The sequence below is a fragment of the Acidocella sp. MX-AZ03 genome, assembly GCF_027626035.1.
Taxonomy (GTDB): Bacteria; Pseudomonadota; Alphaproteobacteria; order Acetobacterales; family Acetobacteraceae; genus Acidocella; species Acidocella facilis.
Genome location: NZ_CP110774.1, coordinates 3,614,752 through 3,637,852, shown reverse-complemented (window position 1 = coordinate 3,637,852; position 23,101 = coordinate 3,614,752). Strand labels below are relative to the sequence as shown.

The following is a 23,101-nucleotide window of genomic DNA, read 5'->3' as shown; positions in this document are numbered from 1 at the left end:
AGGTTGAACAGCAGGCGATGCAGCGCATGGGTGACGCCGTTCATCGCCGCCACCCCGGCCCCGGCTAGCCCGCCGACCAGCGCCGCGAACCCCGCCAGCCATAATTCATCCACCCGCACCAGCAGCCGCACACGCTGCCAGGCAGCGTCCAGCCTGGGAAAATGCGCGGTCTTAACGTCCGTAATAGAGGGTTGCGACATGGGTGGCTTCGGCAAAGAACAGCCAGCGCTCTATGAACAGCCCCATGGCCGTCAGCAGCGTGGCGAGGATGATGAGCGGCGCCGGCACCAGCCCCAGCCCGGCCAGCAGCGCCAGCAAGGAAGGCAGCAGGAAGGCGGTGGCAAGGGTGATGCGGCGCAGCTTGGCGGCATGTTTGCGGGCGATCTGATAGCCCATCTCACGCAGCACGTAGTTTTCGGTGAAATGCGGCGCATCCAGCGGCCGCACCTCGCCATATCGGGTCAGCCCGGTGGCGCTGGCCAGCGTGGCCAGCGGTTTCTGGGTGTCGATGAAGCGCCAATAGGCCAGCTTGGCCGCCGCCGCGAGCAGCCCGGCCAGCAGCACCAGCAGCCCGGCCAACCCGGCCTGCCCAGTCCAGCAGGCCAGCAGCAGCGCCATCAGCATGGCGCCGGAGAACAAGGCCAGCAGCATATAGTTCGGCGCGGTATGCTTGTTGTTCCACTGCCGGATCGGCTTCAGGCTGGCATAGATCATCGCCGTGCAATAGACCGTGACCAGCCCCAGCGCCCCGGCGATTAGGCCGATGATCACCGTCACCGGCCCCGGCCCCATCACCCACCACAAAACCGCAAAGCCAAGAGCCGGCGGAAAGGTGACCAGCGACGCCACCCCCTCGCGCGACAGCCAGGAGGAGCGCCATTGGCTGAAAGCCCGCCAGGCCCGCTCCGGCCGCCCGAGATGCAGCATGGAGGCGATGAGCCCCGACGCCGCGAAGCCGAGCGCCACCACCACTCCCACCGGCATGAACCAGCGCGAGCCCGGCAGCAGCCCGAGCAGCGCGAATACCGCGAGCCAGGCCAGCAGCCCATAGCCAAAGCCGGTCAAGGTGGTGAGCAGCAGAACCGAAGCGGCAGGCTTCATCGGGAGAGCACCTTGTCCAGCAGTCGCAACAGCTTGTTGCCGCCCTCGGCGGCGCGCTCGCGCGGCGCGGTTTGGATCTGCGCCTGGCGCGGCGGCAGATATCTGTTCACCGGCTTATAGCCCAGCTCCGGCATCAGCTCGACGCCGCCGCGCTGCGCCACCAGCTTGGAAACCTTGCTCTCCGGGTCATTGAAATCGCCAAAATGCCGGGCCCGCGAGGGGCAGGTGGCGACACAGGCCGGCTCGCGCTCTTCCGCGGGCAAGGTCTCGTTATAGATGCGGTCGATGCAGAGCGTGCATTTTTTCATCACCCCGGCCAGCTCATCGAATTCCCGCGCCCCGTAGGGGCAGGCCCAGGAGCACAGCTTGCAGCCGATGCATTTATCCATATCCACCAGCACGATGCCGTCTTCCACCCGCTTATAGGAGGCGCCGGTGGGGCAGACGGTGACGCATTGCGGATTTTCACAATGCAGGCAGGAGCGCGGAAAATTCACCGTGCGGCTGGCCTCGCCACACCCGCCTCGTAGGAATGGATGCGATTGAACCAGACGCCATCAGGCTCCTTGCCGTAGGGGTCGTAATCGGGCAGCGGCGCGGCATGGCCGCCGGTATTCCATTCCTTGCAATTCACCGCGCAGGCATGGCAGCCGACACAAGTATCCAGATCGATCACCAGGCCGAGCTTCTTTGCCGCCGGATCCGGGGTGGGTAGGCTGGTCATTCGGCGGCCTCCATCTTGGCGCCGTAGCGCAGATTTTCGGGGTTATGTACGGCAAAAGGGGCGTGCACTGTGCCGGGATGCGGCGCGGTCTGCCCTGCCTCGGCGGCGCTGGCCTTGCGCACCCGCACGGTGAGATCGAACCAAGCTGCCTGGCCGGTGACCGGGTCCGAGTTGGAGGCGCGATGCCCGCTTTCGTCCGCCGGCAGATATTCCGAAATCAGATGGTTGAGCAGAAATCCCCTCTCGGATTCAGGGGCTTTCTGATCCAGCGTCCAGGCGCCGGAGCGCTTGCCGATCGCATTCCAGGTCCACACAGAGTTCGGGTTCAGCCCCTCCATCAGCCGCGCCTGGCAGGTGAGCGCGCCGTTGCGGCTTTCCACCACCACCCAGTCCTCATCCGCGATCCCCAGCGCCCCGGCGGTCTCCCGGTTCATATAGAGCCGGTTTTCAGACATGATCTGCCGCAGCCAGGCATTTTGCGAACCCCAGGAATGGTACATCGCCATCGGCCGCTGGGTGAGCGCGTGCAGCGGGTACTCTTGCCGGTTCACCATCGTCGCCTCAATCGGCTCATACCAGATCGGCAACGGGTCCATCACCGCCTCCAGCCGGGCGCGCAGCCGCTCAGGGGGCTGATGCGCCCCGTGCCCCTGTGCGGCCAGACGGAATGTCTGCAGGATTTCGCAGTAGAGATGCAGCGTGATCTGTTCGTCCTTGTCGATCAGCCCCATCGCCTTGGCGGTGCTGAGATAGGCCTGGTTGGAATGTTTGAAGTAAAGCTGCTCATCGGGCAAATGATGCCGCCAGAAGCTGCCATTCTCGATATAGCGCTTGAGCTGGTCGCCATTCACCTCGCCCTTGCCGATGGCCTGCCCATCCGCGCCGCGGAATCCGGCCAGCGGGCCGATACCGGGCTTGCGCTGATGCCTCACCATGTAGTCAGCGTACGATGCATAAAGCGGCGCGCCGCCTTCATCAGCGAAATTCGGCAATTTCAGCCGTCCTGCAATGTCGATCAGCACATCCTGGAAGGGGCGCACATCGCGGTCGGGCTTGAGCACTGGAATCCGGATCGCATCCGCCGGCCCATGCGCCGAGCCAATCGGCCGGTCCAGCAGCGAGATGCAGTCATAGCGCTCAAGATAGGTCGTGTCCGGCAATACGATGTCCGCATAGGGCACGGTTTCGGAGAAGAACGCATCGGCCAGGATGAAAAATGGAATCCTGTAGCTGCCATCGGCGTTCTTGTCGGTGAGCATGCGCATCGCCTCACCCGGATTCATCGCCGAATTCCAGGCGACATTGGCCATATAGACCATCAGCGTGTCGATCGGATAACGATCCTGCTTATGCGCCTCGGCGATGGACATATGCATCATCCCGTGCACGCCCAGCGGCGCCTCCCAGGAAAACGCCCGGTCCAGCCGCAGCGCCTCGCCATTGTCATCCACCAGAAAATCCTGCGGCCCGGCGGGGAATCCCAAAGGCAGCCCGGCCAGCGCGCCGTTTTCCAAAAACGCCTTGCCCCCGGCGCCGGCCCCGCCGGAATCGGCTTCGGGTAGGGCGATTTATAGCGCCAGGAGCCCGGCGTATCGACCGCGCCCAGCAGCATCTGCAGCATATGAACGGCGCGGCAGGTCTGAAACCCGTTGGAATGAGCGGAGATGCCGCGCATCGCATGGATCGCGACCGGACGCCCCAGCATCGTTTCATGCCGGCGGCCGGATGTATCCGTCCAGGGCACGTTCAGCGTCACTGGCTGGTTGAAGGCAATCTCCGCCAGCTCCGCCGCCAGCCTACGTATGGTGGCAGCCGGCACCCCGCAGCGCGCCGCCACCGCCTCCGGCGCGTAGGCGGCATCGCTATAGCGCGCCGCCAGCAGCGCGAAGGCGGGGCGCGCCGCGCGCCCATCCGGCAATGTCACGCTGCCCAGCAAGGCCGGGTCCGCCCCCAGCGTCGAGGCTGGTTTGATCTGATGATCGGCCCGGTCCAGGCAGAGCGGCGCGCCGCTTTCATCACGCGCGAACAGCCCATCCTCCGCCGTGCCCGGCGCATCGATCACCAGATAATGCGCATTGGTATGGCGGATGAGAAACTCGGTATCAATCGCCCCTTCTTCCAACAGGCAATGCACCAAGGCCAACACGAACAGCCCATCCGTGCCCGGCGTGATGGCGACGAACTCATCCGCAATCGCCCCATAGCCGGTGCGCACCGGATTGATGGCGACGATCTTCGCCCCCGCTCCTTCAACCTGCCAAGCCCCAGCTTGATCGGGTTGGAATCATGGTCCTCGGCGACGCCGATCAGCAGGAAGATTTTCGCATGCTCCCAATCCGGCTCGCCAAACTCCCAGAACGCGCCGCCAACGGAATAAAGCCCCGCCGCCGCCATGTTGACGGTGCAGAACCCGCCATGCGCCGCGAAATTCAGCGTGCCAAACATCTGCGCGAAATAGCCGGTGAGGGATTGCGACTGATCCCGCCCGGTGAAGAACGCGAACTGCTTGGGATCATTGGCGCGGATTTTGGCGAGGCGCGCGGTGATGATGGACAGCGCTTCCTCCCACTCGATCTCCTCGAACTCGCCCGCCCCGCGCTCGCCTACACGCTTCAGCGGTTTGCGCAGCCGCGCCGGGGAGAGCACATTCATGATCCCCGCCGAGCCCTTGGCGCAGAGCACGCCGCGATTGACCGGATGCGCGCGATTGCCCTCAATATAACGAAGCTTGCCGTCCTTCAGATGCACTTTGATGCCGCAGCGGCAGGCGCACATATAGCAGGTCGTCTGCGCCACGCTGTCGCCAACCGGCGCGGAATACTCGATGGTTTCTTGCTTCGACACCACTCACTCCCAACGGCCTACCCAACAAGAAGGCCCGCCACGCCAGGGGCGCAGCCGATTCAATACGCGATGATAGGTCAGCTTCCTTGTATTGAATAACAGATTATTTTTGCCAAACTCATAAAACGAATTTATGAATCAAGCCGCAAACCAGCCCTCCTGCACCACCAGCCCCTCGGCCTCGGCACGGCGGCGGTTTTCGCTGCGGCGTGCCCCCGGCAGGCGCACCCCATCCGTCAGCGCCTCGGCAAAAAGCCGCTCCATATGTGAGATGTTGCCGCCAAAGCTGATCGGGTTCAGCGCGATCAGCAGCTGCCCGGTGCCCGGCGGCGGGCCTTGCGCGTCCAGAAAAGAGCTGGCCTCATAGGCATAATGGCTGCCGGTCAGCCCGGCGGCCAGCGCCTCCACCATCAGCGCCAAGGCCGCGCCCTTGGCCCCGCCCAAAGGCAGCATCGAGCCCGCCAGCGCCACCGCCGGGTCCTCGGTTTCCTGCCCCTGCGCATCCAACGCCCAATCTTTGGGAATTTTCGTGCCCTTCTGCTTCGCCGCGACGATCTGCCCGCGCGCGACCTTGGAGAGGGAGAGATCGATCACCACCGGCGCGCCGCGCGGGCGCGGGAAGGCACAGGCGATCGGGTTGGTGCCAAGCAACGGCCGCCGCCCGCCCCACACCGCCATCGCCGCCGGGGTATTGGCAAACATCAAGGCCACAAGCCCGTGATTGGCCAAACGCTCAACCACCAGCCCCATCGCCCCGCAATGGCTGGAACGGGTGATCGAGGCCGCCGCGACGCCTTGACGGAAGGTGAGCGCCAGTAACTCGTCGATCGCCATGTCGATCGCCGGGTAGGCAAAGCCGTTCGCGGCATCGAGGCTCACCCCGCTGCCGGTGCGCTGCTTCACCGCCGGGCGGGCCTGGCCGTCGATCTTGCCGCATTTCGCCTGCGCCGCGTAAAACGGCAAACGCATCAGCCCATGCCCGGCCAGCCCGTCCGCCTCCGCCAGCACCAAGGCATTGGCGACAGAACCCGCATTTTCCGGTGCGGTATCATTCGCCACCAGCATGGCCTCGGCCTTCTGCTTGGCCTCGGTGATGGAGAGTTTCAACATGCGTCAACCAATCTTCAAAGCGTTGAGAACAATCTCGGCAATCTTCCCGGAGACGCGGACATTTGATTCCATCGTCACCCCGGCAATATGCGGTGTTAGAATCAGATTCGGCACGCCAGCGAACAAGGCGCCATGGGGGCCATCCAGCGGCTCATGCTCGAACACATCCAGAGCCGCCCCGCCCAGCGCGCCGGCTTTCAACGCCGCCACCAGGGCCGCCTCATCCACCACCCCGCCCCGGGCCGCGTTGATCAGCACGGCATGGCTCTGCATCAAAGCGAGTTTTCCGGCATCGATCATATGGCGCGTCTGCGGTGTCAGCGGCACATGCAAGCTCACCACGTCACAGCTTGCGAACAAGTCCTCCAGGCTCATGCGCTGCGCCGTCCCCCAGGCCGCATGCCCCTCCGGCAATAACGGATCGTAAGCGGCGATGCGCATCCCCAAAGCCGCCAGCCGCGCCGCCGCCTGCCGCGCCGTGCCGCCGAACCCCACCATGCCCGCGCGCCGGCCGGAAATCTCCCGGCCGATCATCGCCTCACGCGGCCACAGCCCGGCCGCCACCTCGACACTGCGCAGAAAGCCGCGCCGCAACAGGCTCAGCGTGGCGCAGGCGACATATTCGGCGACGGCATCGTCATTCGCCCCCGTCGCCGGATAGACCGCGATCTTGCGCGCCTTGCAGGCCTCAAGATCGATATTATCGAGCCCGACGCCCAGCCGCCCGACCAGCTCCAGCTTCGGCGCCTGCGCCAACAGCGCGCCGCGCACCTGGGTGCGGTTTCTCACAATCAGCGCCTGGCAATCTTCCAACGCCGCCGCCAGCGCCTCGGGCTGATCGACCAGGTCAGGGCGATACAGCACCTGCCCCCGCGCCGCCAAGGCGCGCACCGCCTCGTCATCCATGAATTCGGTTATGACAATCTGCGCCATGCCGCCTACGCGCTCCAGTCCATGATCAATCTCCTCATTTAAGACACAGGGTTTTTCAGGCTATCCGGCAAATCCCGGGCCAGCGCGCCGCGCGGGGCGGCAATGACCTGGCGCCGGCGCCGGTGGTAGGCCGCGCCGAAGAACTCATCCAGAAAGCTGGAGGGCACTGGCTGCGTCGTCAGGCTGACGATGAAGAAGGTGACGCAATTGGCCAGCAAGGCGACGAAGCCGGCATTATAGCCCAGCACCGGATCATGGTGGGAGAGCAGGAAATACAAGCTCAACCCCCAGCCGACCACCAATCCCGCCGCCACCCCCGCCCGGTGGCGCGCCGCCAGAGCAGCCCACCAATGATCACCGCCGGCACCAGCTGGGCGATGAAATCATAGGCCACCAGCAGCACCGTGACGATCAACGAGTGCGCCACCACCGCCAGAATCAACGCCGCGAAGGTGACGACGAACACCAGCCAGCGGGTCATGTTGAACATCTGCCGGTCGGTCGTCTGCGGCACCAGCTTGGCATAGACGTTGCGCGCCAGCATGGTGCAGCTCATCATGATGATCGGTCCGGCCGGGACGATGGCGGAAAGCACCGCCGCCAGCGCAAAGATCGCCAGCGCCCAGGGCGGGAAGATCTGCTGGGCCAGGCGCAGCACCACCTCATTGCCGCCCACCTTCTGTGTGGCGAAAATCAGCACCGCGGCAAAGCCGATGGTGATCACGGCAACTTTCACCAGCTGGTAGAAGGGCATGAACACCGCCTGCAGCTTCAGCGTGCGCGGCCCCTTGGCGGAAAAGGCGACATTGAACCATTGCGGCCACATCCACTGACCAAAGCCGGTCAGGATCACCGTGGTCCAGAACCAGGACAGGGTCAGCTTATGCGTCGGCCCCGGCATGGTGAGATGCGATGGAATCTTCTGCATCATCTGGCTGAACATATCGCCGAAGCCGCCAAAATAGCGGTAGGGAATGGTGAAGAACAGCACCGCGATGGCGCCGAACATCAGCAGATCCTTGATCACCGACTGCCAGGCATTGCCCCTGATGCCGCCAAAGAACACCGCCAGCGACAGCACCGAGAAGCCGATAATGTCGGCGGAGAGAATGTTGAGCCGGTGATTTGTCAGCACGCTGAGCACCGCCCCAGCCCCTCGATATTCAGATCGATATAGGCGATCATGATGATCGCGGCGCAGAAGGAGACGATGATGCCCAGCCACTCATTCTGGTAGCGCCCGGCGATGAAGTCGGACTGCGTGACATAGCCGAATTTGCGCCCCAGCAGACCGATCGCCGGCAGCAGCATGAAGCCCAGCGCGTAGCCGACATCGTTGGTGGCGACATTATAGAACACGCCACCACCTTTGCTGTAGGCAAAGCCGGCGAGGCCGAGGAAGGTGAAGGCGGTGTAGATTTCCGTGCCGAGCAGAAACCAGGTGAGCCAGGGGCCCATCTGCCGGTCATTGACCAGCCAGCCTTCCATGGTGGTGGAGGCCTGGCGCCCGCCGCGAATGCCAACCCAGGTGACCAGCAGCACGCCGAGCCCGACGATACCGAGGATGAAAACCATATCGGACATCGCGCTCACTCCGTCAAATTGGAAAGTTCGTCGTCATCGCCAGGGTTTTCCGCCCGGTCGATCAGATAAAGCGCACCCAGGATCACCGGATTCAACAGCGGCACCAGGACGAACCAGAAATAAAGCGGCGGCATCCCCAGGATGGCGGGTGAGGCCGCGTTGAAGCCGAAGGCCGGGCCCAGCGTATACAGGCCGATAATCACCAGGACCGCAACAACCCATGCCAGCATCGACATTCGCATTGTTTCCCCCGAAATTTGTGTTCGATTTTTATATCTTATATAAGACTATACGGAGCCCGCGCCGCTTTTGTCAAGCGCGCGACCCGCGGGCGGCAAAATCGCAGGAAAAATGGGGGATGGGATGAAGTCTGGCCAATCTGGCGCGGATCTGCTGGTGAAAACATTACAGCTGGCGGGCGTGGAAAAAATTGTCTCGCTGTCAGGCAATCATATCATGCCGATCTATGACGCGCTGCGCGATACCGATATCGCGCTCTACCATGTTCGCCATGAAGGCGCGGCGGTGCATATGGCCGAGGGCTATGCGCGGCTTTCCGGCAAAATCGGGGTGGCGATGGTGACCGGCGGGCCGGGCCATGCCAACGCCATCGGCGCGCTCTACACCGCGCGGCAGAGCGAGACGCCGCTGCTGCTGCTCTCCGGCCATGCGCCGCTGCGTGAACTGGGGCGCGGGGCGTTCCAGGAAATGGACCAGGCCGGGCTGGCCGCGCCTTTATGCAAGGCCTCCTGGATGGTCGGCTCCGCTGAGGCGCTGGCGCAGGATGTGGGCCGCGCCATCGCCATCGCCCAATCCGGCCGGCCGGGGCCGGTGCATCTCAGCCTGCCCAGCGATGTGCTGGAAGCCACCGCCGCCACCGCCCCGCAGGTCCCCGCTCTGCCGACGCCAACCGGATTGAGCGAGACCGCGCTGGCGGCGCTGCGCGCGGCGCTGGCCAGCGCCCGCCGGCCGCTTTTCCTGCTGCCCCCAGCCCTCTGCACCCCGGCCGGGCAGGCGATGACGGCGCAGCTGCGCGCGCAGGGCTTCATCTGCCTACCGATGGAAAGCCCGCGCGGCGTCAACGACCCCGCCTTGGGCGCGGTGCAGGCTTTGCTGGCGGCCGCGGACTGCATCGTCTCGCTCGGAAAATTGGTCGATTTCACCTTGAAATTCGGCAATCTCGGCGCGGCGGAGTGGATCGTGATCGACCCTGACGAAGCGATGCTGGCCCGCGCCCGCGCGGCGCTGGGCGAGCGGCTGCGTCTGGGCGTGGTCGCGGATATACCGGCCGTGCTGGGCCAGCTCGCGCGGATCAAGCCGCAAAGCGCGCCAGGCTGGGTGGAGCGCGCGCACAGCGCCCTCACCCGCCGCGCCGCGCCGCCGCCCGCAACCGGCCTGAATAGTTTCTCGATGTGCCAGGCGCTGGCCGCCTTCATGCGGACCTTGGACAACCCGGTTTTCATCTGCGATGGCGGTGAGATCGGCCAATGGGCGCAGGCGGCGATCGACGTGCCGGCGCGGATCATCAACGGCGTCGCCGGGGCCATCGGCAGCGCCCTGCCCTTCGCCCTCGGCGCCAAGGCCGCCGCACCGGAACGGCCCGTGCTGGCGGTGATGGGCGATGGCACCTTCGGCTTTCACATGGCGGAGTTCGAAACCGCGCTGCGGCACAAACTGCCCTTCATCGCGGTGATCGGCAATGATGCGCGCTGGAATGCGGAATATCAGATCCAGGCGCGCGATTACGGGGCGGGGCGCGCCCATGGCTGCGACTTGCTGCCGGGCACGCGCTATGATGCGGCGGTGGCGGCTTTGGGCGGGCATGGGGAGCTGGTGACACGGGAAGAGGAGATCGCCCCGGCGCTGGCGCGGGCTTTTGCCAGCAACAAGCCGGCTTGCGTGAATATCATCATCGCCGGGCTGGCCGCGCCGATGCTGCATTAATCGTAGCGCTATTATTTTTTGAAACACTTACATAAAGCTACCTAAAAAGCGCATGGAGCCATGCTGCACCGCGACATTGACCGGCTAAAATCGTAACGCTACGAGACGGCAGCCTCTAACCCGCCTGGTTCCATGCCGCATCTCCAGCTTGCCCTTGTCGCGTTCTCCGCCTTCCTCGGCGCCACCACCCAGCGCGTCACCGGGCTGGGTTTTGCGCTGGTCGCCTCGCCGCTGCTGATTCTGGTGCTGGGGCCGTTCCAGGGGGTGCTGCTGGCCAACCTGCTGACGCTGGTGCTCAATGCCGTAGTACTGGCCGGCACCTGGCGGGCGGCGGAGCCGCGCCGGCTGGCGCTGCTGGTGCCGGCGGCTTTGGTCGCGGTGCAGCTGGGCGCGCCGGTGGCGCGGCTCATCCCCGCCGCCTGGCTGCTCACCATCATCGGCACGCTGGTGTTTCTGGCGCTGCTGAGCGTGCTGCTGCTCAAGAACGTGGCGCTGTTCAAGGGCAAGGCCGGGGCGCTGGCGGCAGGCGCGCTGAGCGGCTTCATGAATGTCACCGCCGGGGTCGGCGGGCCGGCGATCACGCTCTACGCCGTCGGCACCGCCTGGGACCAGGCGAAGTTCGTCGCCTCGATGCAGGTCTATTTCGGGGCCCTCAACCTGGCCTCGGTGGCGGAGAAAGGCCTGCCGCATCTGCCGCTGGCGGCGGTGCCGCTGCTGGGCGTGGCGCTGCTCACCGGGCTGGGGCTCGGGCAGATCCTGAACCGTCGCATCCCGGCCAGGCAGGCGCGCCAGGGCGTGTTGTTTCTCGCTTTGGCCGGTTCCGGCGCCACCATCGTCAAAGGCGCGCTGCTGCTCGCTCACTAACCCCGCGTTCCAACCGTAGGCCCAAACGCCTCTCAGCTGGTGCCGCGTCGCACCAGCTCGAACCCGACATCCACGGTTTTCTGCGCCACCGTCTCGCCATTCAGCGCCGCCAGCGCGAGCCGCGCCACCTCCTGGCCGATCCGCTCGCCCGGCGGACGGATGGTGGAGAGCGCCGGATAGGTTGCCGCGGCAAAAGGCAAATCCCCGAAGCCGATGATCTTCAGCCGCTCCGGCACCGCGATGCCGCGCTTCTGGCACTCGAACAGCACGCCGAGCGCGATCCAGTCATTCGAGCAGACCACCCCGTCGATTTTCGGGTCGCGCTCCAGCAGCTCCGCCAGCAACGCCTCGCCCACCGCCACCGAGGCCGGCTGCGGGGCGATCGCCTGGCGGGCACTCGCCCCCTCCTGCTGCAAGGCGGCGATGACTCCGCTGCCGCGCTGGGCGGCGCGCCGGTCCTCCTGCAGCCGGGCGCCGATGAAGGCGACATTCTTGCACCCGGCCGCGCGCAGATGCCGCGCCGCCGCCGCCCCCACGGCGCGATGGTCGAACCCCACCAGCATGTCCAGCGGGTTGGCGCCCAGCTCCCACATCTCGATCACCGGGGTGCCGCGCGAGAGCGCCATCTGCCGGGTGCCCGGCTATGCTCCAGCCCGGTGAGCACCAACGCCGCCGGCGACCAGGCGAGCGAGGCGCGCACCAGCGCCTCCTCCCGCGCCGGATCATATTCATTATGGCCGAGCAGCAGCTGCACCCCGGCCTGCGCCAGCGCCGCCTGCAGCGCATCCGCGGTGGCGGCGAAGAAGGCGTTGCGCAGCGAGGGCACGATCAAACTGACCACCCGCGTCGCCGCCGCCGCCGCCAGCCCCCAGCCATCATGTTCGGCACATAGCCCAGCCGCTCGATGGCGGCGGTGATCTTGGCGCCGGTCTTGCCCTTCACCAGATCCGGCTTGCGCAGGAACAGCGAGACGGTGGAGGTGGCGCAACCCGCCAGCCGCGCCACATCCTGCATGGTGACGCTGTCGGTCTTGCGGCGAAGGCGGGGGGCGGATTTGTCTGTCGGTGAGGCCATACGCAACACATATCATCGGAAACCGGATGGCAGGCAACCATGCCGAATGGTTGACAATCCCGGAATCGTAGCGCTACGATTTTGTGGAATAGAGGATAACGCCAATATGACTTCCCCTATGAAGACGTCACATACCGCTCCCTGCGCGGGGCGGGGGTGCTGATCACCGGCGGCGCTTCGGGCATCGGCGCCGCGATGGTCGAGGCTTTCACCGCCCAAGGGGCGCGGGTGGCGTTTCTCGATATTGACGAGGCGGCCGGTACGAAGCTGGCCCAGAGCCAGGCCGGCAGCGCCTTCCACGCCGTCGATCTGACTGATATCGCAGCGCTACGGAATTGCATCGACAGCATCGAGGCGACGCGCGGGCCGATCGATGTGCTGATCAACAACGCCGCGCGCGATAAAAGGCAGGATTTCTGGTCCTACGAGCCGCAGGATTGGAAGGACGCGCTCGCGGTCAATCTGGACCATCAATTCTTCGCCACCCAGGCCGTCGCCCGGCATATGCGCGCGCGTGGCCAGGGGGCGGTGATCATGACCGGCTCGGTCTCCTGGATGCGCGGGCGGCCGGGCATGGCCGGCTATACCTCCTCGAAAGCCGCGATCAACGGCCTCACCCGCACCCTGGCGCGCGAGCTGGGGCCGGCGGGGATCCGGGTGAACTGCATCGTCCCCGGCGCGATTTTGACCGAGCGCCAGCAGGCGCTCTGGCTCACCCCGGAGCTGGACCAGCAATTCAAGGATCTGCAGGCGCTGAAATTCCGGCTGGATGCGACGCATGTGGCGCGCATGGCGCTGTTTCTGGCCTCGGCCGAATCCGGCGGCTGCACGGGGGCGAATTTCCTGGTCGATGCCGGGCTGACGGCGAATTGAGGGGGCGCGGATGACCGAGACAAAATTGCGATCCGCCCGCTGGTATGAGGGCACCGACATACGCGGCTTCGCGCACCGCCAGCGCAGCCAGCAGATGGGGCTGCGCCGCGAGGAGTTTTTAGGCAAGCCGGTGATTGCCATCATCAACACCTGGAGCGAGCTGAGCCCCTGCCATATCCATCTGCGTGAGCGCGCCGAGGCGGTGAAGCGCGGCGTCTGGCAGGCCGGAGGCTATCCGGTGGAGCTGCCGGCCCTCTCGCTCGGCGAGGTGCTGGTGAAGCCGACCACCATGCTCTACCGCAACATGCTGGCGATGGAGGTGGAGGAGCTGCTGCGCTCGCTGCCGGTGGATGGCGCGGTGCTGATGGGCGGCTGCGACAAGACCACGCCGGGGCTGCTGATGGGGGCGATCTCGATGGATCTGCCGGCGATCTATTGCCCGGCCGGATTCATGTCCAACGGGCGCTGGCGGGGGCAGAGTGTCGGGGCCGGCACCCATACCAAGACCTTCTGGGACGAGAAGCGCGTCGGCAAGATCACCGAGGATGACTGGATCGAGCTGGAATCGAAGATGACCCGCTCGATCGGCACCTGCAACACGATGGGCACGGCGAGCACGATGACCGCCATCGCCGAGGCGATGGGCATGACGCTGCCCGGCGCCTCCTCCCTCCCCGCCGCGGATTCCGGCCATACCCGCATGGCGGCCGAATGCGGAGCGCGGGCGGTGGAGATGGTGCGCGAGGATTTGCGGCCCTCGCAGATCATCACCGCGGATGCGGTGATGAACGGGGTGAGCGCCTGCATGGCGCTGGGCGGCTCGACCAATGCGGCGATCCATACCATCGCCATGGCCAGGCGGGCCGGGGTGGCGCTGACGCTCGATGACCTCGGCGCGGTGGCGGCGAAAATCCCTGTCTGCGCCAACATCTTTCCATCGGGTGGTTATCTGATGGAGGATTTCTTCTTCGCCGGCGGGCTGCCGGCACTGCTGGCCAAGCTGGGCGATGCGATCATCCCCGGCTGCATGACTGTGAACGGGCGCACGCTGGATGAAAATATCGCAGGTGCCCGCTGCTGGGATGATGATGTGATCCGCGATCTGGACAAGGCCGTGGTGCCGCTTGCGAAAGGCTCCAGCCTGGCGGTGCTGCGCGGCAATCTCTGCCCGGATGGGGCGGTGATGAAAAGTTCCGCGGCCAGCCCGCATCTTCTGCAGCATACCGGCCCGGCCGTGGTGTTCGACAACCCGGCCGAGATGGCGGCGAAGCTGGATGATCCGGCGGTGGAGATCACCAAGGACAGCGTGCTGGTGCTGCGCAATGCCGGGCCGATCGGCGCGCCGGGGATGCCGGAATGGGGCAATCTGCCGATGCCCAAGCGGCTGCTGGAGCAAGGGGTGAAGGACATGGTGCGCATCTGCGACGGGCGGATGAGCGGCACCCATTACGGCACCTGCGTGCTGCATGTGGCGCCGGAATCCGCTGTTGGCGGGCCGCTGGCGCTGCTGAAAACCGGCGACATGGTGGCGCTGGATGTGCCAGCCGGGACGCTGAACATGCTGGTGGACGAGGCGGAGATTGCGGCAAGGCGCGCGGCCTGGGTGAAGCCGCCGGAACGCTTCGCGCGTTCTTATGCCCGGCTTTATGAACGCAGCGTCAGCCAGGCGCCGGAGGGGTGTGATTTCGATTTTCTGAGTGGAACCGAGAAGATTCCGGAACCGCCGATTTTCTGAAGGAGAGATCTATGGAAAACCAGTTTCGCGCGGCGCTTTCGCGCGGCGTGCCGTTGGGAACCTGGCTGATGAGCGGTACCCCGCCACCGCCGAGGCGCTGGGCCATGCCGGGTTCGATTTTCTGGTGCTGGATCTGGAGCATGTGCCGGTGGATGCGCCGCAGGCGATCGAGCATTTGCGCGCCATCGGTAACACCAAGGCGGCCCCGGTGGTGCGGCTGCCCTGGAATGATCTGGTCTGGATCAAGCGGATTCTGGATGCGGGCGGGCAGACCATCATGGTGCCGTTCGTGCAGAATGCCGAGGAAGCGAAGCGGGCGGTGGCGGCGGCGCGCTATGCGCCGGAGGGGATACGCGGTGTGGCCGCCGTGCATCGCGCCAGCCAGTATGGGGCGGATGCGACGTATCTGCGCAACGCCAATGCGCAAACCTACGTGATCGTGCAGTTGGAAACGCCGGAGGCGGTGGCGGCGGCGCCTGAGATTGCGGCGGTGAAGGGGGTGGATGCGCTGTTCCTGGGGCCGGGGATCTCTCGGCGGCGATGGGGCATATGGGGCAGATCGGCCATGAGGCGGTGCAGGCGAAAATCGCCGCGGCGGCGCGGGCGGCGAAGCAGGCCGGCAAGCCGATTGGCATTGTCGGGCCGAACCCGGAGATGGTGCAAAAATTTCTGAGCTATGGCTATGATTACGCCGCGATCGCTTCGGATATGGGGATGATGACCGGGCGGGCGAATGAGTTTCTCGGCGCGCTGAGAGGGCACGCCAAGCGCGAGACCACAGGCCCTTATTGATAAAAGTTTTTGGGGGTGTGGGGGCTTTTTTCAAAAAGCTCCCACGTCTTTCGCCGCTTTTTTGAAAAAAAGCGGCGCCAAAAAACTTTTATAACTTCGCGCAGGTGCCGAAGAGCGGTTCGTGCGCGCTGCCCGCGCGGTAATAGACCGGCGGCTCGCCGTAGGGTGTGGCGACGCTGACGGTTTGCCCCCCACATGGCGGCTGCCGGACCAGAGATGCACCCAGTCCGCGCCCTTCGGCAGATAGACATCCATCGTGAAACTCTGCGCGCTGATCACCGGGGCCACCAACAGATCCTCACCCAGCAGATAGCTGGTCTGGCTTTCATAATAGGCCGGGTCATCCTCGAAATGCAGGAAGAGCGGACGCTGCATCGGCAGCCCTGCCTCGGCCGCGACGGCGCGGCGATAAGGCGCCAATGCGGCGAAGATCCGCGTCATCCGGACGAAATGCGCCAGCACCTGCGCGTCTTCGTCAATCTGTAGATTTTCTCGCGGACGGTTGCCCTCATGGCTGCGCATCACCGCGGTGAAGGCCGCCATTTCGCTCCAGCGCATCAGCAGATCCGCATCGCGCACATTGCCGAACAGGCTGGTATAGCCACCAATATCGCTGTGATGATACGGGTTGCCGAGCAGGCCAGAGGAGAGCGCGCCGCAGATCACCGTCTGCAGCCCGTCATGCCGGGAGAAATCCACGCATTGATCGCCCGCCCAGAGCAGCCGGTTATGCGCCTGGATGCCGGTGAAGCCGGCACGCATGAAGAACAGCACCTCATCGGTTTTGCCGCGCAGGGCAAGGGCTTTTTCATTCACCTGCGCCCATAGCACCGGCCAGAGATTATGCGCCTCCAACCCCGGCAGGCCACTGGCCAGCACCGCATCCGTCGGCAGATATTCGCCGAAATCCGCCATCCAGCCGCCAAGACCGAGATCCAGCATCTCATTGCCGATCACCTTGTCGGCGAACCAGTCCGCCGCCTGCGGATTGGTGAAATCCAGGATGCCGCAATCGAATTCGCCGAAATCCATGACATACACGGCGCCTTCGGCGTTGCGCACGAGATAGTTATGCGCCTTCGCCTCGGGATAGAGCATGCCATCCACGGCGAGGTAGGGGTTGATATAGCCGAGGAAGCGCACGCCCTGCTCGCGCAGCGCCGCGATTTTTTCGCGCAGGCCGGGATAGCGCTTGTCATTCGCCCGCCAGTCCCAGAACAGCCGGGTGCCGAAGCTGGTTTCGCGCACGCCGCACCAATCCTCGCACCAGAGCCCGACGATCTTGGCGCCGGCCTCGGCAAACGCATTCATCCGGGTGAAGCTTTTCTCGCCCTCTTTCAGGCCGAGAATGGCGCCGTCATGCACCCAGTCCGGCAGGGCGGGCGGCTGGCCGAAGCGCTGCGCCATCTGGCGGACCAGACCGATATAGGTCGGGCTTTCGAAAAACTCCACGCTCTCGGGAATCGCCCAGGCTTCCAGCTCGTGGAACTCCGCGTGCCGGAAATCGAAGGCGCAATAGGCGGTGGTCTGCAGATGCGCGGCGTAGCGGCGCGAGGAGAGAAAAGTTGGCTGCGGGTAGTTGGTGTTGTAGTAATCCCCGCCGGCCTGGCCGGTGACATCGGCCTGGAAGGTGATCGGGCTGGTCTTGTCGCGGCCGACGCCGGGTTCGGAGGTGAAGAGCGGGAAATGCCGGCCCTTCATGTCGAAATAGGACATCTGCTCGCCCCCACCCCAGAGCTTTTCGCCGAGCCGCGCCGGCAGGCGGAGCCAGATGCGGTTCAGCGTTTCGTCATGCGCGGTGAAGGCGATGCGGGCCTGGTCCTTGGTGATTTCGAAGCTGAGCGAGAGCAGTGCGGCGGCGTGGGCGCCTGGGGCGAAATCCGCGACGATGCGGCCCGAAACTTCGCGCACGACACAATGGCTCAGCGCCTGACGTTCGCTGACATAATCCTCGATCTTGAAATTGCCGCGATAGCAGGCGATCTCCGGCTGGCCGCGCCCGACGAACAGGCAAGGCGCCCCCGGCCGGTGGGCGAACAGCAGGCCCGCCGCGCCAGAAAGCGAAAATCCAGAGGCGTCATGGTCAAGTTTCAGCAAAACAAATATCCTTCAGCCGTTCAATGATGCGCGATGCTGGGGATCGCCTCGCCCAGCAACTCATCCTCCATCTCGATGCGCTCGAGGCTCTTGCGCGCGGTCTCCTTCAGAATGAAGATGGTGAACAGCAGGGCCAGCACGCAGCCGCCGATGAACACGCCGAACACCAGCAGCGAACTCGTCGCCAGCAGCAGCGGAAAGGAGAAGGAGACAGCGAAATTCGAGGCCCAGTTGCAGAGCGTGGAAACCCCATGCCAGCCCCGCGGGCACGCAGCGGCAGCACTTCCGGCATGATCACCCAGACCAGCGGGCCCCAGCTGAAGGAGAAGGCCATCTTGTACACCGCCAGCGCGGTGACGGCGATGACATGGCCGGCGAGCGTGAAGGCGAGCGCGGTTTGCATGATGATGCCAATGGCGGCCAGGCTCATCCCCATCACGATGGCGCCGGCGATGAGCAGCGGCCGCCGGCCAGCCTTGTCCACCAGGCGCGAGGCGGTGAGGGTTGCCAGGATCGCCAAAAATTGCAGGCAGGCGGTGGTGAGAATGGCGCTTGAGGCGCCGAAGCCGATATTCTTCAAAATCGTCGGGGCGTAATAGATCACGGTGTTGATGCCGACGATCTGCTGCAGCACCGCCAGCGCGCAGGCCACCGCCAGCGGGCCGAGCAAGGCGCGGTCAGAGAACAAAGCCGCCAGCCCGACATGGCTGCTGGTGTGGGCCACTTTGCGGATCTCGGCCAGCTCCTGCGCGGCGCGCTCGGGCGGGCGGGATTGGCGCAGCACCGCCAGCGCTTCATCAAAGCGGCCACGATGGGCAAGCCAGCGCGGCGAATCCGGCGCGAAACACATGCCGATGATCAGCAGCAGCGACGGGATCACCGCGACGCCGAACATCCAGCGCCAGGCGCCATCGGCGGAAAAGCCATAATCGACGAAATAGGAGATCAGGATGCCGGTGGTGCCGGTCATCGGCGCCAGCGTGGCGAGCTGGCCGCGCGCCTCCGCCGGGGCGATTTCGCTGACATAGAGCATCACCTGCGCCGAGGCCGCGCCGACCGCGAGGCCGATGAAAAACCGTGCCGCCACCAGCATTTCAAAGCCGGTGCTGAGTGCCGCGCCCAGCGCGCCGAAGGTGAACAACACCCCCGCCGCGATCAGCAACCGGCGATGGCCGAAGCGTTCCACCAGCATGCCGGAGCCGATCGCCCCCAGCGTGGCACCGGCGAGCAGGATGCTGACCACCCAGGCGGTCATCGCCGGGGTCAGCGCCATTTCCTTTTTGATGAACAGCAACGCCCCGGCGATGACGCCGGTATCGTAGCCGAACAGCAGGAATCCCAACGCGCCGAGCGCGATGGCGTAGCGGATCATTTTCCGGTGCGAGGCCGCCATCCCGGCCATCTCTGTCTGAGTCATTATGTTTCCCCCTCAGCCTGCCGGCACAGCCTGTCCTGGCCAGCAAGCCGTTTGTTCTGGGCAACTTCGTAGCGCTATTATTTTTGCTCGTCAAACCAAATCGACGTCGGGGAAACGCCGGAATACGTCAGAGTCTTGTCTGTTTTTTTCATATATTTTTGTCAATCTTCTTCGCTGGACAGGCCGTTTTGAAAGTGATAGCCAATTTCGTAGCGCTACGAATTAAGCGCCCCGCGCGATGGCGCGACGAAAAACGATCCGAGGGAGCAGACAAGATGAAACGCGTTTCACGCAAAGCCTTGAAGGCGGGTACGCTGGCCGCCTGGGCGCTCACCGCCGCCAGTGCCGCGGCCCAGGTGCCGGGGCCGGGTAATTTCACCCCCGCCAACCCAACAGCACGCTGGCGAAGCTCGGGCAGAGATTGCTGAATAACGGCATTTATCTGCGCTCGAACTACACGGGCGACGCGGCGGGGAATGTCAGCGGCGGCCATAAGCAAGGGGCGGATTATGCCGATGAGCTCAATCTCGGCGCGGATATCAATATGCAGACGCTGGCGGGGATTCCCGGCGGGGCGCTGCATGTCACCGTCACCGGGCGCACCGGGCGGGATATTTCCATCGACACGGTGGGCAACAACGTGCTCGCCAACCAGATTTATGGCGGCCAGGGGATCAGGCTTTCCGAACTGACCTGGGACCAGAGCCTGCTGCAGGGGCGGCTGGATATCATCGCCGGGCGGATGAATGATGCGATTTTCGGCACCTCGCCGATCAACTGCAATTTCATGACCAACGCTTTTTGCGGCCATGTCGATTCGATGTTCCGCGCCGTCGGGCTGGTCGCCTACCCGTACGCGACCTGGGGGCAGCGCACCACGATCAAGCTCAACCGCACGCTCAACCTGATGATCGGCACCTCCGAGGTGAATCCGAAACAATCCGCCTATGGCCGGAATGATCTGAATTTCACCTTGCAGAACGATACCGGCGTGGTGGTGCCGGTGGAGCTGGATTACACGACGAATTTCCAGCAGAGCGCCTACCCCACCGCGATTCAGTTGGGCGGCTACTGGGACAGCTCGAAATATAACGACCCGCCTACAATACAGCCGGCCAGCCTTTGGCCAGCGCCGGCGGCAAGGCGGCGACGCATTGGGGCCGCACCGGGGTCTATGCCTTCTTCAACCAGGTGGTCTATCGGCCGGATCTCTCCAGCACCCGCAATCTGCGGATTTTCGGCGGCTTCACCCATAGCCTGGATACGCCTGAGGAAATCCAGTGGGGCGGGGATGTCGGCGCGCTCTATACCGGGCCCTTCGCCAGCCGGCCTTATGATACGATCGGCCTGCTTGGCACGGTAATGCATTTCGGCGGGCGCGAGCTGACCTACCTGAAGCAGGAGCGCGCCCTGGCCGGCGGCAGCGGCACCCGGCGGCGAATGAATATATTTTCGAGGTCAATTACGGCATCCAGGCGAATGACTGGCTGCGGGTGCTGCCGAATGTGCAATATGTGCTAAACCCGGATAACCTCGCTCATCCGAAACAGGCCAGCGCCACACCCAATGCGTTGATTTTCGGTGTGCAGCTATCCGTCAATCTGGTCCGGCTCGCCGGGCTACCGCAAAAGGTGTTCTCGCATTGATTTCACGCTTCGCCCCCTGCCCGGCACACAAGGCACGCTCACGGAAAGCCCGGTCTGGGATGCGCGGCGCCAGGCGCTGCTCTGGTGCGACATTCCGGAAGGGTTGATCCATGAGCTGACGCTGGGCAGCGGGGCGCGGCGGGTTTGGCAATTGCCGGGGCCGGTGGGGAGTTTCGGCCTGGCGCAAGGCGAGGCGCTGGTGGTGGCCTGCCGGCACGACATCATTCTGCTGGAGCGCGATAGCGGCGCGCAAAGCGTGCTGGCGCGGCTGCCGCCAGACCCGCGCACCCGCGCCAATGACGGCAAGATCGGCCCGGATGGCGCTTTCTGGGTCGGCACCATGGATGACACGCCGGCGAAGGAGCCGATTGGCGCCCTGTATCGCGTCACGCCGGAGGGGCGGGTGGAATGCCGGGTGGAAGGGCTCGTCACCTCCAACGGGCTGGCCTGGTCCGCGGATGGGCGGGTGCTGTTCCATTCCGATTCGCGCGCCCGCAAGCTGGATGTTTATGATTTCGATCCGGCGGACGGGGCGCTGCGCAATGGCGTCCGGCTGCGGGAGTTCGAAGACGAGACCGGCCGACCCGATGGCGCGGCGATGGATGTGCAGGGGCATTATTGGAGCGCCGGGGTTTCGGCCGGGCGGCTGAATGTGCTGACGCGTGAGGGGGGCTGGTGCAGAGCCTAGCCGCCCCGTCCCGCCCCCACCATGCCCTGCTTCGGCGGGCCGGATATGAAAACCTTGTTCCTCACCTCGCTGCGCCATGGATTGTCCGAGGCGCAGCTGGCGGCGGCTCCGGGCGCGGGCGGGCTGTTCCAGGCCCAGGCGGAGGTGGCGGGCGTGCCGGTGGGGCGCTTCGGCGGCTGACCCCTCGACATACTCACCCGGAGTATATTAGGGTAGCGCGCCATGCCGCACCACCCTGAGGAAAAGCGCAAAATTCTCGCCCGCATCCGCCGCGTTCAGGGGCAGATGACGGCGCTGGCGGGCGCGCTGGAGGAGGGGGCGGAGTGCGCGCCCATCCTGCAACAGCTCGCCGCCGTGCGCGGGGCGGTGAATGGCATCATGGTGAGCGTGCTGGAGAGCCATCTGCGCGAGGAATTCGCGGCCCTTGGCGACCCGCCGCCTGAACCGCCGGAGCCCGTGATGGCCCTGCTGCGCTCTTATCTCCGCTAGAAACCCGGAAGGATCCCCGCCGATGAAATCCCGCGCCGCCGTCGCCTTTGCCGCCGGACAGCCTCTGCAGATCGTGGAAATCGACGTCGCCCCGCCCAAGGCCGGCGAGGTGCTGGTGAAGATCACCCATACCGGCGTCTGCCATACCGATGCCTTCACCCTCTCCGGCGAAGATCCGGAAGGGCTGTTTCCGGCCGTGCTGGGGCATGAGGGGGCGGGGATTGTGGTCGAGGTCGGCGAAGGTGTGACCAGCGTGGCGCCGGGCGACCATGTGATCCCGCTTTACACCGCTGAATGTGGGGAGTGCCTGTTTTGCAAGAGCGGCAAGACCAATCTCTGCACCGCGGTGCGCGCCACCCAGGGCAAGGGGGTGATGCCGGATGGCACCACGCGCTTCAGCTATAATGGCCAGCCGATCTATCATTATATGGGCTGCTCGACCTTCAGCGAATATACCGTCGTCGCCGAGGTTTCACTGGCCAAGATCAACCCCGGCGCCAATCCCGAGCAGGTCTGCCTGCTGGGCTGCGGTGTCACCACCGGGCTGGGGGCGGTGAAGAATACCGCCAAGGTGCAGGAGGGCGATTCTGTCGCGGTGTTCGGGCTGGGCGGCATCGGGCTGGCGGTGATCCAGGGCGCGAAGCTGGCCAAGGCCGGGCGCATCATCGCCATCGACATGAATCCCGGCAAGTTCGAGCTGGCGAAACAGTTCGGCGCCACTGACTGCGTGAACCCGAAGGATCATGACAAGCCGATCCAGCAGGTGATCATCGAGATGACCGGCTGGGGGGTGGATCACAGCTTCGAGTGCATCGGCAATGTGAATGTGATGCGGGCGGCGCTGGAATGCGCGCATCGCGGCTGGGGGCAGTCGGTGATCATCGGCGTGGCCGGGGCCGGACAGGAGATTTCCACCCGGCCCTTCCAGCTCGTCACCGGGCGGCGCTGGCTGGGCACGGCCTTTGGCGGGGTGAAGGGGCGCTCGCAGCTGCCGGGAATGGTGGAGGAGGCGATGGAAGGCAAGATCCAGCTGGCGCCGTTTGTGACGCATAGGATGGGGCTGGCGGAGATCAATCAGGCGTTCGATCTCATGCATGAGGGGAAGTCGATCCGGTCGGTGGTGCGCTTCTCCTGCGAGGAAGTTTGACGGGTTTTGTGGGACTTTTTGAAAAAAGTCCCCACAAAC

Annotated in this window: 26 protein-coding genes and 3 pseudogenes; 12 read left to right on the top strand and 17 right to left on the bottom strand. The window is 64.9% G+C overall.

Annotated features, from left to right (window positions below; genetic code table 11):
- Positions 1-171 precede the first annotated feature (171 nt).
- The 12 genes and pseudogenes from GT370_RS20030 to GT370_RS19980 all read right to left on the bottom strand — a co-directional run bounded on the left by GT370_RS20030 (position 172) and on the right by GT370_RS19980 (position 8,532).
- A complete protein-coding gene (locus tag GT370_RS20030) occupies positions 172-1,101 on the bottom strand; it encodes a dimethyl sulfoxide reductase anchor subunit family protein (protein WP_008495514.1) in 930 nt (309 codons plus the stop codon).
- Positions 1,098-1,598: a 4Fe-4S dicluster domain-containing protein gene (locus tag GT370_RS20025; RefSeq protein ID WP_442865473.1), complete on the bottom strand. Its 501-nt coding sequence runs from the start codon at positions 1,596-1,598 to the stop codon at positions 1,098-1,100. Before GT370_RS20025 ends, GT370_RS20030 begins: the two co-directional genes overlap by 4 nt.
- The gene (locus GT370_RS21780; RefSeq protein ID WP_442865472.1) at positions 1,595-1,825 is read right to left on the bottom strand and encodes a hypothetical protein; all 231 of its coding nucleotides are present in this window, start codon (positions 1,823-1,825) and stop codon (positions 1,595-1,597) included. The genes GT370_RS20025 and GT370_RS21780 overlap by 4 nt, the downstream gene beginning before the upstream one ends.
- Entirely contained in the window at positions 1,822-2,325 is a 504-nt protein-coding gene (locus GT370_RS21055; RefSeq protein WP_333490100.1) for a molybdopterin dinucleotide binding domain-containing protein, read from the bottom strand. Before GT370_RS21055 ends, GT370_RS21780 begins: the two co-directional genes overlap by 4 nt.
- An 875-nt stretch (positions 2,326-3,200) precedes the next feature.
- Positions 3,201-4,040: a molybdopterin-dependent oxidoreductase gene (locus GT370_RS20015; RefSeq protein WP_270183654.1), complete on the bottom strand. Its 840-nt coding sequence runs from the start codon at positions 4,038-4,040 to the stop codon at positions 3,201-3,203.
- Positions 4,041-4,183: 143 nt separating this feature from the next.
- Positions 4,184-4,600 (bottom strand): annotated as a pseudogene (locus GT370_RS20010) (molybdopterin-dependent oxidoreductase); the annotation flags it as partial.
- Positions 4,601-4,807: 207 nt separating this feature from the next.
- Complete coding sequence (locus tag GT370_RS20005; RefSeq protein WP_008495512.1) at positions 4,808-5,779, bottom strand: Ldh family oxidoreductase; 972 nt, start codon at positions 5,777-5,779, stop codon at positions 4,808-4,810.
- A 3-nt stretch (positions 5,780-5,782) separates the two neighbouring features.
- Positions 5,783-6,712 carry a hydroxyacid dehydrogenase gene (locus GT370_RS20000; protein ID WP_008495511.1) on the bottom strand — a complete coding sequence of 310 codons (930 nt, stop codon included), beginning with the start codon at positions 6,710-6,712 and terminating at the stop codon, positions 5,783-5,785.
- Positions 6,713-6,750: 38 nt separating this feature from the next.
- Entirely contained in the window at positions 6,751-6,996 is a 246-nt protein-coding gene (locus GT370_RS19995; protein WP_270183653.1) for a hypothetical protein, read from the bottom strand.
- Positions 6,993-7,856: a sodium:solute symporter family protein gene (locus GT370_RS19990; RefSeq protein ID WP_270183652.1), complete on the bottom strand. Its 864-nt coding sequence runs from the start codon at positions 7,854-7,856 to the stop codon at positions 6,993-6,995. The genes GT370_RS19995 and GT370_RS19990 overlap by 4 nt, the downstream gene beginning before the upstream one ends.
- Positions 7,841-8,296, bottom strand: coding sequence for a sodium:solute symporter family transporter (locus GT370_RS19985; protein WP_270183651.1), 456 nt, complete (start codon positions 8,294-8,296; stop codon positions 7,841-7,843). The genes GT370_RS19990 and GT370_RS19985 overlap by 16 nt, the downstream gene beginning before the upstream one ends.
- A gap of 5 nt (positions 8,297-8,301) precedes the next feature.
- Positions 8,302-8,532 carry a hypothetical protein gene (locus GT370_RS19980; protein WP_008495509.1) on the bottom strand — a complete coding sequence of 77 codons (231 nt, stop codon included), beginning with the start codon at positions 8,530-8,532 and terminating at the stop codon, positions 8,302-8,304.
- A 127-nt stretch (positions 8,533-8,659) separates the two neighbouring features.
- Between GT370_RS19980 and GT370_RS19975 the strand changes: the two genes are divergently transcribed.
- Complete coding sequence (locus tag GT370_RS19975; RefSeq protein ID WP_008495508.1) at positions 8,660-10,240, top strand: thiamine pyrophosphate-binding protein; 1,581 nt, start codon at positions 8,660-8,662, stop codon at positions 10,238-10,240.
- Positions 10,241-10,372: 132 nt separating this feature from the next.
- Positions 10,373-11,104, top strand: coding sequence for a TSUP family transporter (locus GT370_RS19970; RefSeq protein ID WP_008495507.1), 732 nt, complete (start codon positions 10,373-10,375; stop codon positions 11,102-11,104).
- 32 nt (positions 11,105-11,136) lie between these two features.
- Here the strand turns inward: GT370_RS19970 and GT370_RS19965 are convergent, their stop codons facing one another.
- The 3 genes from GT370_RS19965 to GT370_RS19955 are packed head-to-tail and all read right to left on the bottom strand — an operon-like array spanning position 11,137 to position 12,178.
- Entirely contained in the window at positions 11,137-11,730 is a 594-nt protein-coding gene (locus tag GT370_RS19965; RefSeq protein ID WP_270183650.1) for a substrate-binding domain-containing protein, read from the bottom strand.
- Positions 11,703-11,945, bottom strand: coding sequence for a hypothetical protein (locus tag GT370_RS19960; RefSeq protein ID WP_270183649.1), 243 nt, complete (start codon positions 11,943-11,945; stop codon positions 11,703-11,705). Before GT370_RS19960 ends, GT370_RS19965 begins: the two co-directional genes overlap by 28 nt.
- Complete coding sequence (locus GT370_RS19955; RefSeq protein WP_270183648.1) at positions 11,933-12,178, bottom strand: LacI family DNA-binding transcriptional regulator; 246 nt, start codon at positions 12,176-12,178, stop codon at positions 11,933-11,935. The genes GT370_RS19960 and GT370_RS19955 overlap by 13 nt, the downstream gene beginning before the upstream one ends.
- Before the next feature lie 156 nt (positions 12,179-12,334).
- On the opposite strand from GT370_RS19955, the gene GT370_RS19950 reads away from it, so the two are divergent.
- The 4 genes from GT370_RS19950 (at position 12,335) to GT370_RS21770 (ending at position 15,578) form a co-directional block, all read left to right on the top strand.
- Entirely contained in the window at positions 12,335-13,051 is a 717-nt protein-coding gene (locus tag GT370_RS19950; protein ID WP_270183647.1) for an SDR family NAD(P)-dependent oxidoreductase, read from the top strand.
- A 10-nt stretch (positions 13,052-13,061) separates the two neighbouring features.
- Positions 13,062-14,786, top strand: a complete 1,725-nt coding sequence (gene araD / locus GT370_RS19945; RefSeq protein ID WP_008495504.1) for an L-arabinonate dehydratase — start codon at positions 13,062-13,064, stop codon at positions 14,784-14,786.
- 124 nt (positions 14,787-14,910) lie between these two features.
- Positions 14,911-15,459, top strand: a complete 549-nt coding sequence (locus GT370_RS21775; protein ID WP_442865471.1) for an HpcH/HpaI aldolase family protein — start codon at positions 14,911-14,913, stop codon at positions 15,457-15,459.
- Positions 15,441-15,578, top strand: coding sequence for a hypothetical protein (locus GT370_RS21770; protein ID WP_442865470.1), 138 nt, complete (start codon positions 15,441-15,443; stop codon positions 15,576-15,578). The genes GT370_RS21775 and GT370_RS21770 overlap by 19 nt, the downstream gene beginning before the upstream one ends.
- A gap of 30 nt (positions 15,579-15,608) precedes the next feature.
- Here GT370_RS21770 and GT370_RS19930 read toward each other — a convergent pair whose 3' ends face one another.
- Positions 15,609-17,675: an alpha-glucosidase gene (locus tag GT370_RS19930; RefSeq protein WP_270183645.1), complete on the bottom strand. Its 2,067-nt coding sequence runs from the start codon at positions 17,673-17,675 to the stop codon at positions 15,609-15,611.
- 20 nt (positions 17,676-17,695) lie between these two features.
- Positions 17,696-19,047, bottom strand: a pseudogene (locus GT370_RS19925) (sugar porter family MFS transporter).
- Between the two features lie 320 nt (positions 19,048-19,367).
- On the opposite strand from GT370_RS19925, the gene GT370_RS19920 reads away from it, so the two are divergent.
- The 6 genes and pseudogenes from GT370_RS19920 (at position 19,368) to GT370_RS19895 (ending at position 23,062) form a co-directional block, all read left to right on the top strand.
- Positions 19,368-19,520 carry a hypothetical protein gene (locus GT370_RS19920; RefSeq protein ID WP_270183644.1) on the top strand — a complete coding sequence of 51 codons (153 nt, stop codon included), beginning with the start codon at positions 19,368-19,370 and terminating at the stop codon, positions 19,518-19,520.
- 116 nt (positions 19,521-19,636) lie between these two features.
- A pseudogene (locus tag GT370_RS19915) lies at positions 19,637-20,738 on the top strand (carbohydrate porin).
- On the top strand, positions 20,674-21,426 hold the full coding sequence (locus GT370_RS19910) for an SMP-30/gluconolactonase/LRE family protein (protein WP_270183642.1): 753 nt from the start codon (positions 20,674-20,676) through the stop codon (positions 21,424-21,426). Before GT370_RS19915 ends, GT370_RS19910 begins: the two are co-directional and overlap by 65 nt.
- Before the next feature lie 45 nt (positions 21,427-21,471).
- Positions 21,472-21,606, top strand: coding sequence for a hypothetical protein (locus GT370_RS19905; protein ID WP_270183641.1), 135 nt, complete (start codon positions 21,472-21,474; stop codon positions 21,604-21,606).
- 42 nt (positions 21,607-21,648) lie between these two features.
- Complete coding sequence (locus tag GT370_RS19900; protein WP_008495497.1) at positions 21,649-21,915, top strand: metal-sensing transcriptional repressor; 267 nt, start codon at positions 21,649-21,651, stop codon at positions 21,913-21,915.
- Positions 21,916-21,937: 22 nt separating this feature from the next.
- Positions 21,938-23,062, top strand: coding sequence for an S-(hydroxymethyl)glutathione dehydrogenase/class III alcohol dehydrogenase (locus GT370_RS19895; protein WP_008495496.1), 1,125 nt, complete (start codon positions 21,938-21,940; stop codon positions 23,060-23,062).
- Positions 23,063-23,101: the final 39 nt, after the last annotated feature.

What these genes read in the sequence shown, in the direction of transcription:
- araD (WP_008495504.1), top strand. Translation starts at nt 13,062, where the DNA reads ATGACCGAGACAAAATTGCGATCCGCCCGCTGGTATGAGGGCACCGAC.
- GT370_RS19980 (WP_008495509.1), bottom strand. Translation starts at nt 8,532, where the DNA reads ATGTCGATGCTGGCATGGGTTGTTGCGGTCCTGGTGATTATCGGCCTG.
- GT370_RS19975 (WP_008495508.1), top strand. Translation starts at nt 8,660, where the DNA reads ATGAAGTCTGGCCAATCTGGCGCGGATCTGCTGGTGAAAACATTACAG.
- GT370_RS20000 (WP_008495511.1), bottom strand. Translation starts at nt 6,712, where the DNA reads ATGGCGCAGATTGTCATAACCGAATTCATGGATGACGAGGCGGTGCGC.
- GT370_RS19970 (WP_008495507.1), top strand. Translation starts at nt 10,373, where the DNA reads ATGCCGCATCTCCAGCTTGCCCTTGTCGCGTTCTCCGCCTTCCTCGGC.
- GT370_RS19900 (WP_008495497.1), top strand. Translation starts at nt 21,649, where the DNA reads ATGCCGCACCACCCTGAGGAAAAGCGCAAAATTCTCGCCCGCATCCGC.
- GT370_RS20030 (WP_008495514.1), bottom strand. Translation starts at nt 1,101, where the DNA reads ATGAAGCCTGCCGCTTCGGTTCTGCTGCTCACCACCTTGACCGGCTTT.
- GT370_RS20005 (WP_008495512.1), bottom strand. Translation starts at nt 5,779, where the DNA reads ATGTTGAAACTCTCCATCACCGAGGCCAAGCAGAAGGCCGAGGCCATG.
- GT370_RS19895 (WP_008495496.1), top strand. Translation starts at nt 21,938, where the DNA reads ATGAAATCCCGCGCCGCCGTCGCCTTTGCCGCCGGACAGCCTCTGCAG.
- GT370_RS19920 (WP_270183644.1), top strand. Translation starts at nt 19,368, where the DNA reads ATGAAACGCGTTTCACGCAAAGCCTTGAAGGCGGGTACGCTGGCCGCC.
- GT370_RS21770 (WP_442865470.1), top strand. Translation starts at nt 15,441, where the DNA reads ATGGTGCAAAAATTTCTGAGCTATGGCTATGATTACGCCGCGATCGCT.
- GT370_RS19985 (WP_270183651.1), bottom strand. Translation starts at nt 8,296, where the DNA reads ATGTCCGATATGGTTTTCATCCTCGGTATCGTCGGGCTCGGCGTGCTG.
- GT370_RS21780 (WP_442865472.1), bottom strand. Translation starts at nt 1,825, where the DNA reads ATGACCAGCCTACCCACCCCGGATCCGGCGGCAAAGAAGCTCGGCCTG.
- GT370_RS19965 (WP_270183650.1), bottom strand. Translation starts at nt 11,730, where the DNA reads ATGGCGCTCTCGCGCGGCACCCCGGTGATCGAGATGTGGGAGCTGGGC.
- GT370_RS21055 (WP_333490100.1), bottom strand. Translation starts at nt 2,325, where the DNA reads ATGTACCATTCCTGGGGTTCGCAAAATGCCTGGCTGCGGCAGATCATG.
- GT370_RS19905 (WP_270183641.1), top strand. Translation starts at nt 21,472, where the DNA reads ATGAAAACCTTGTTCCTCACCTCGCTGCGCCATGGATTGTCCGAGGCG.
- GT370_RS19955 (WP_270183648.1), bottom strand. Translation starts at nt 12,178, where the DNA reads ATGGCCTCACCGACAGACAAATCCGCCCCCCGCCTTCGCCGCAAGACC.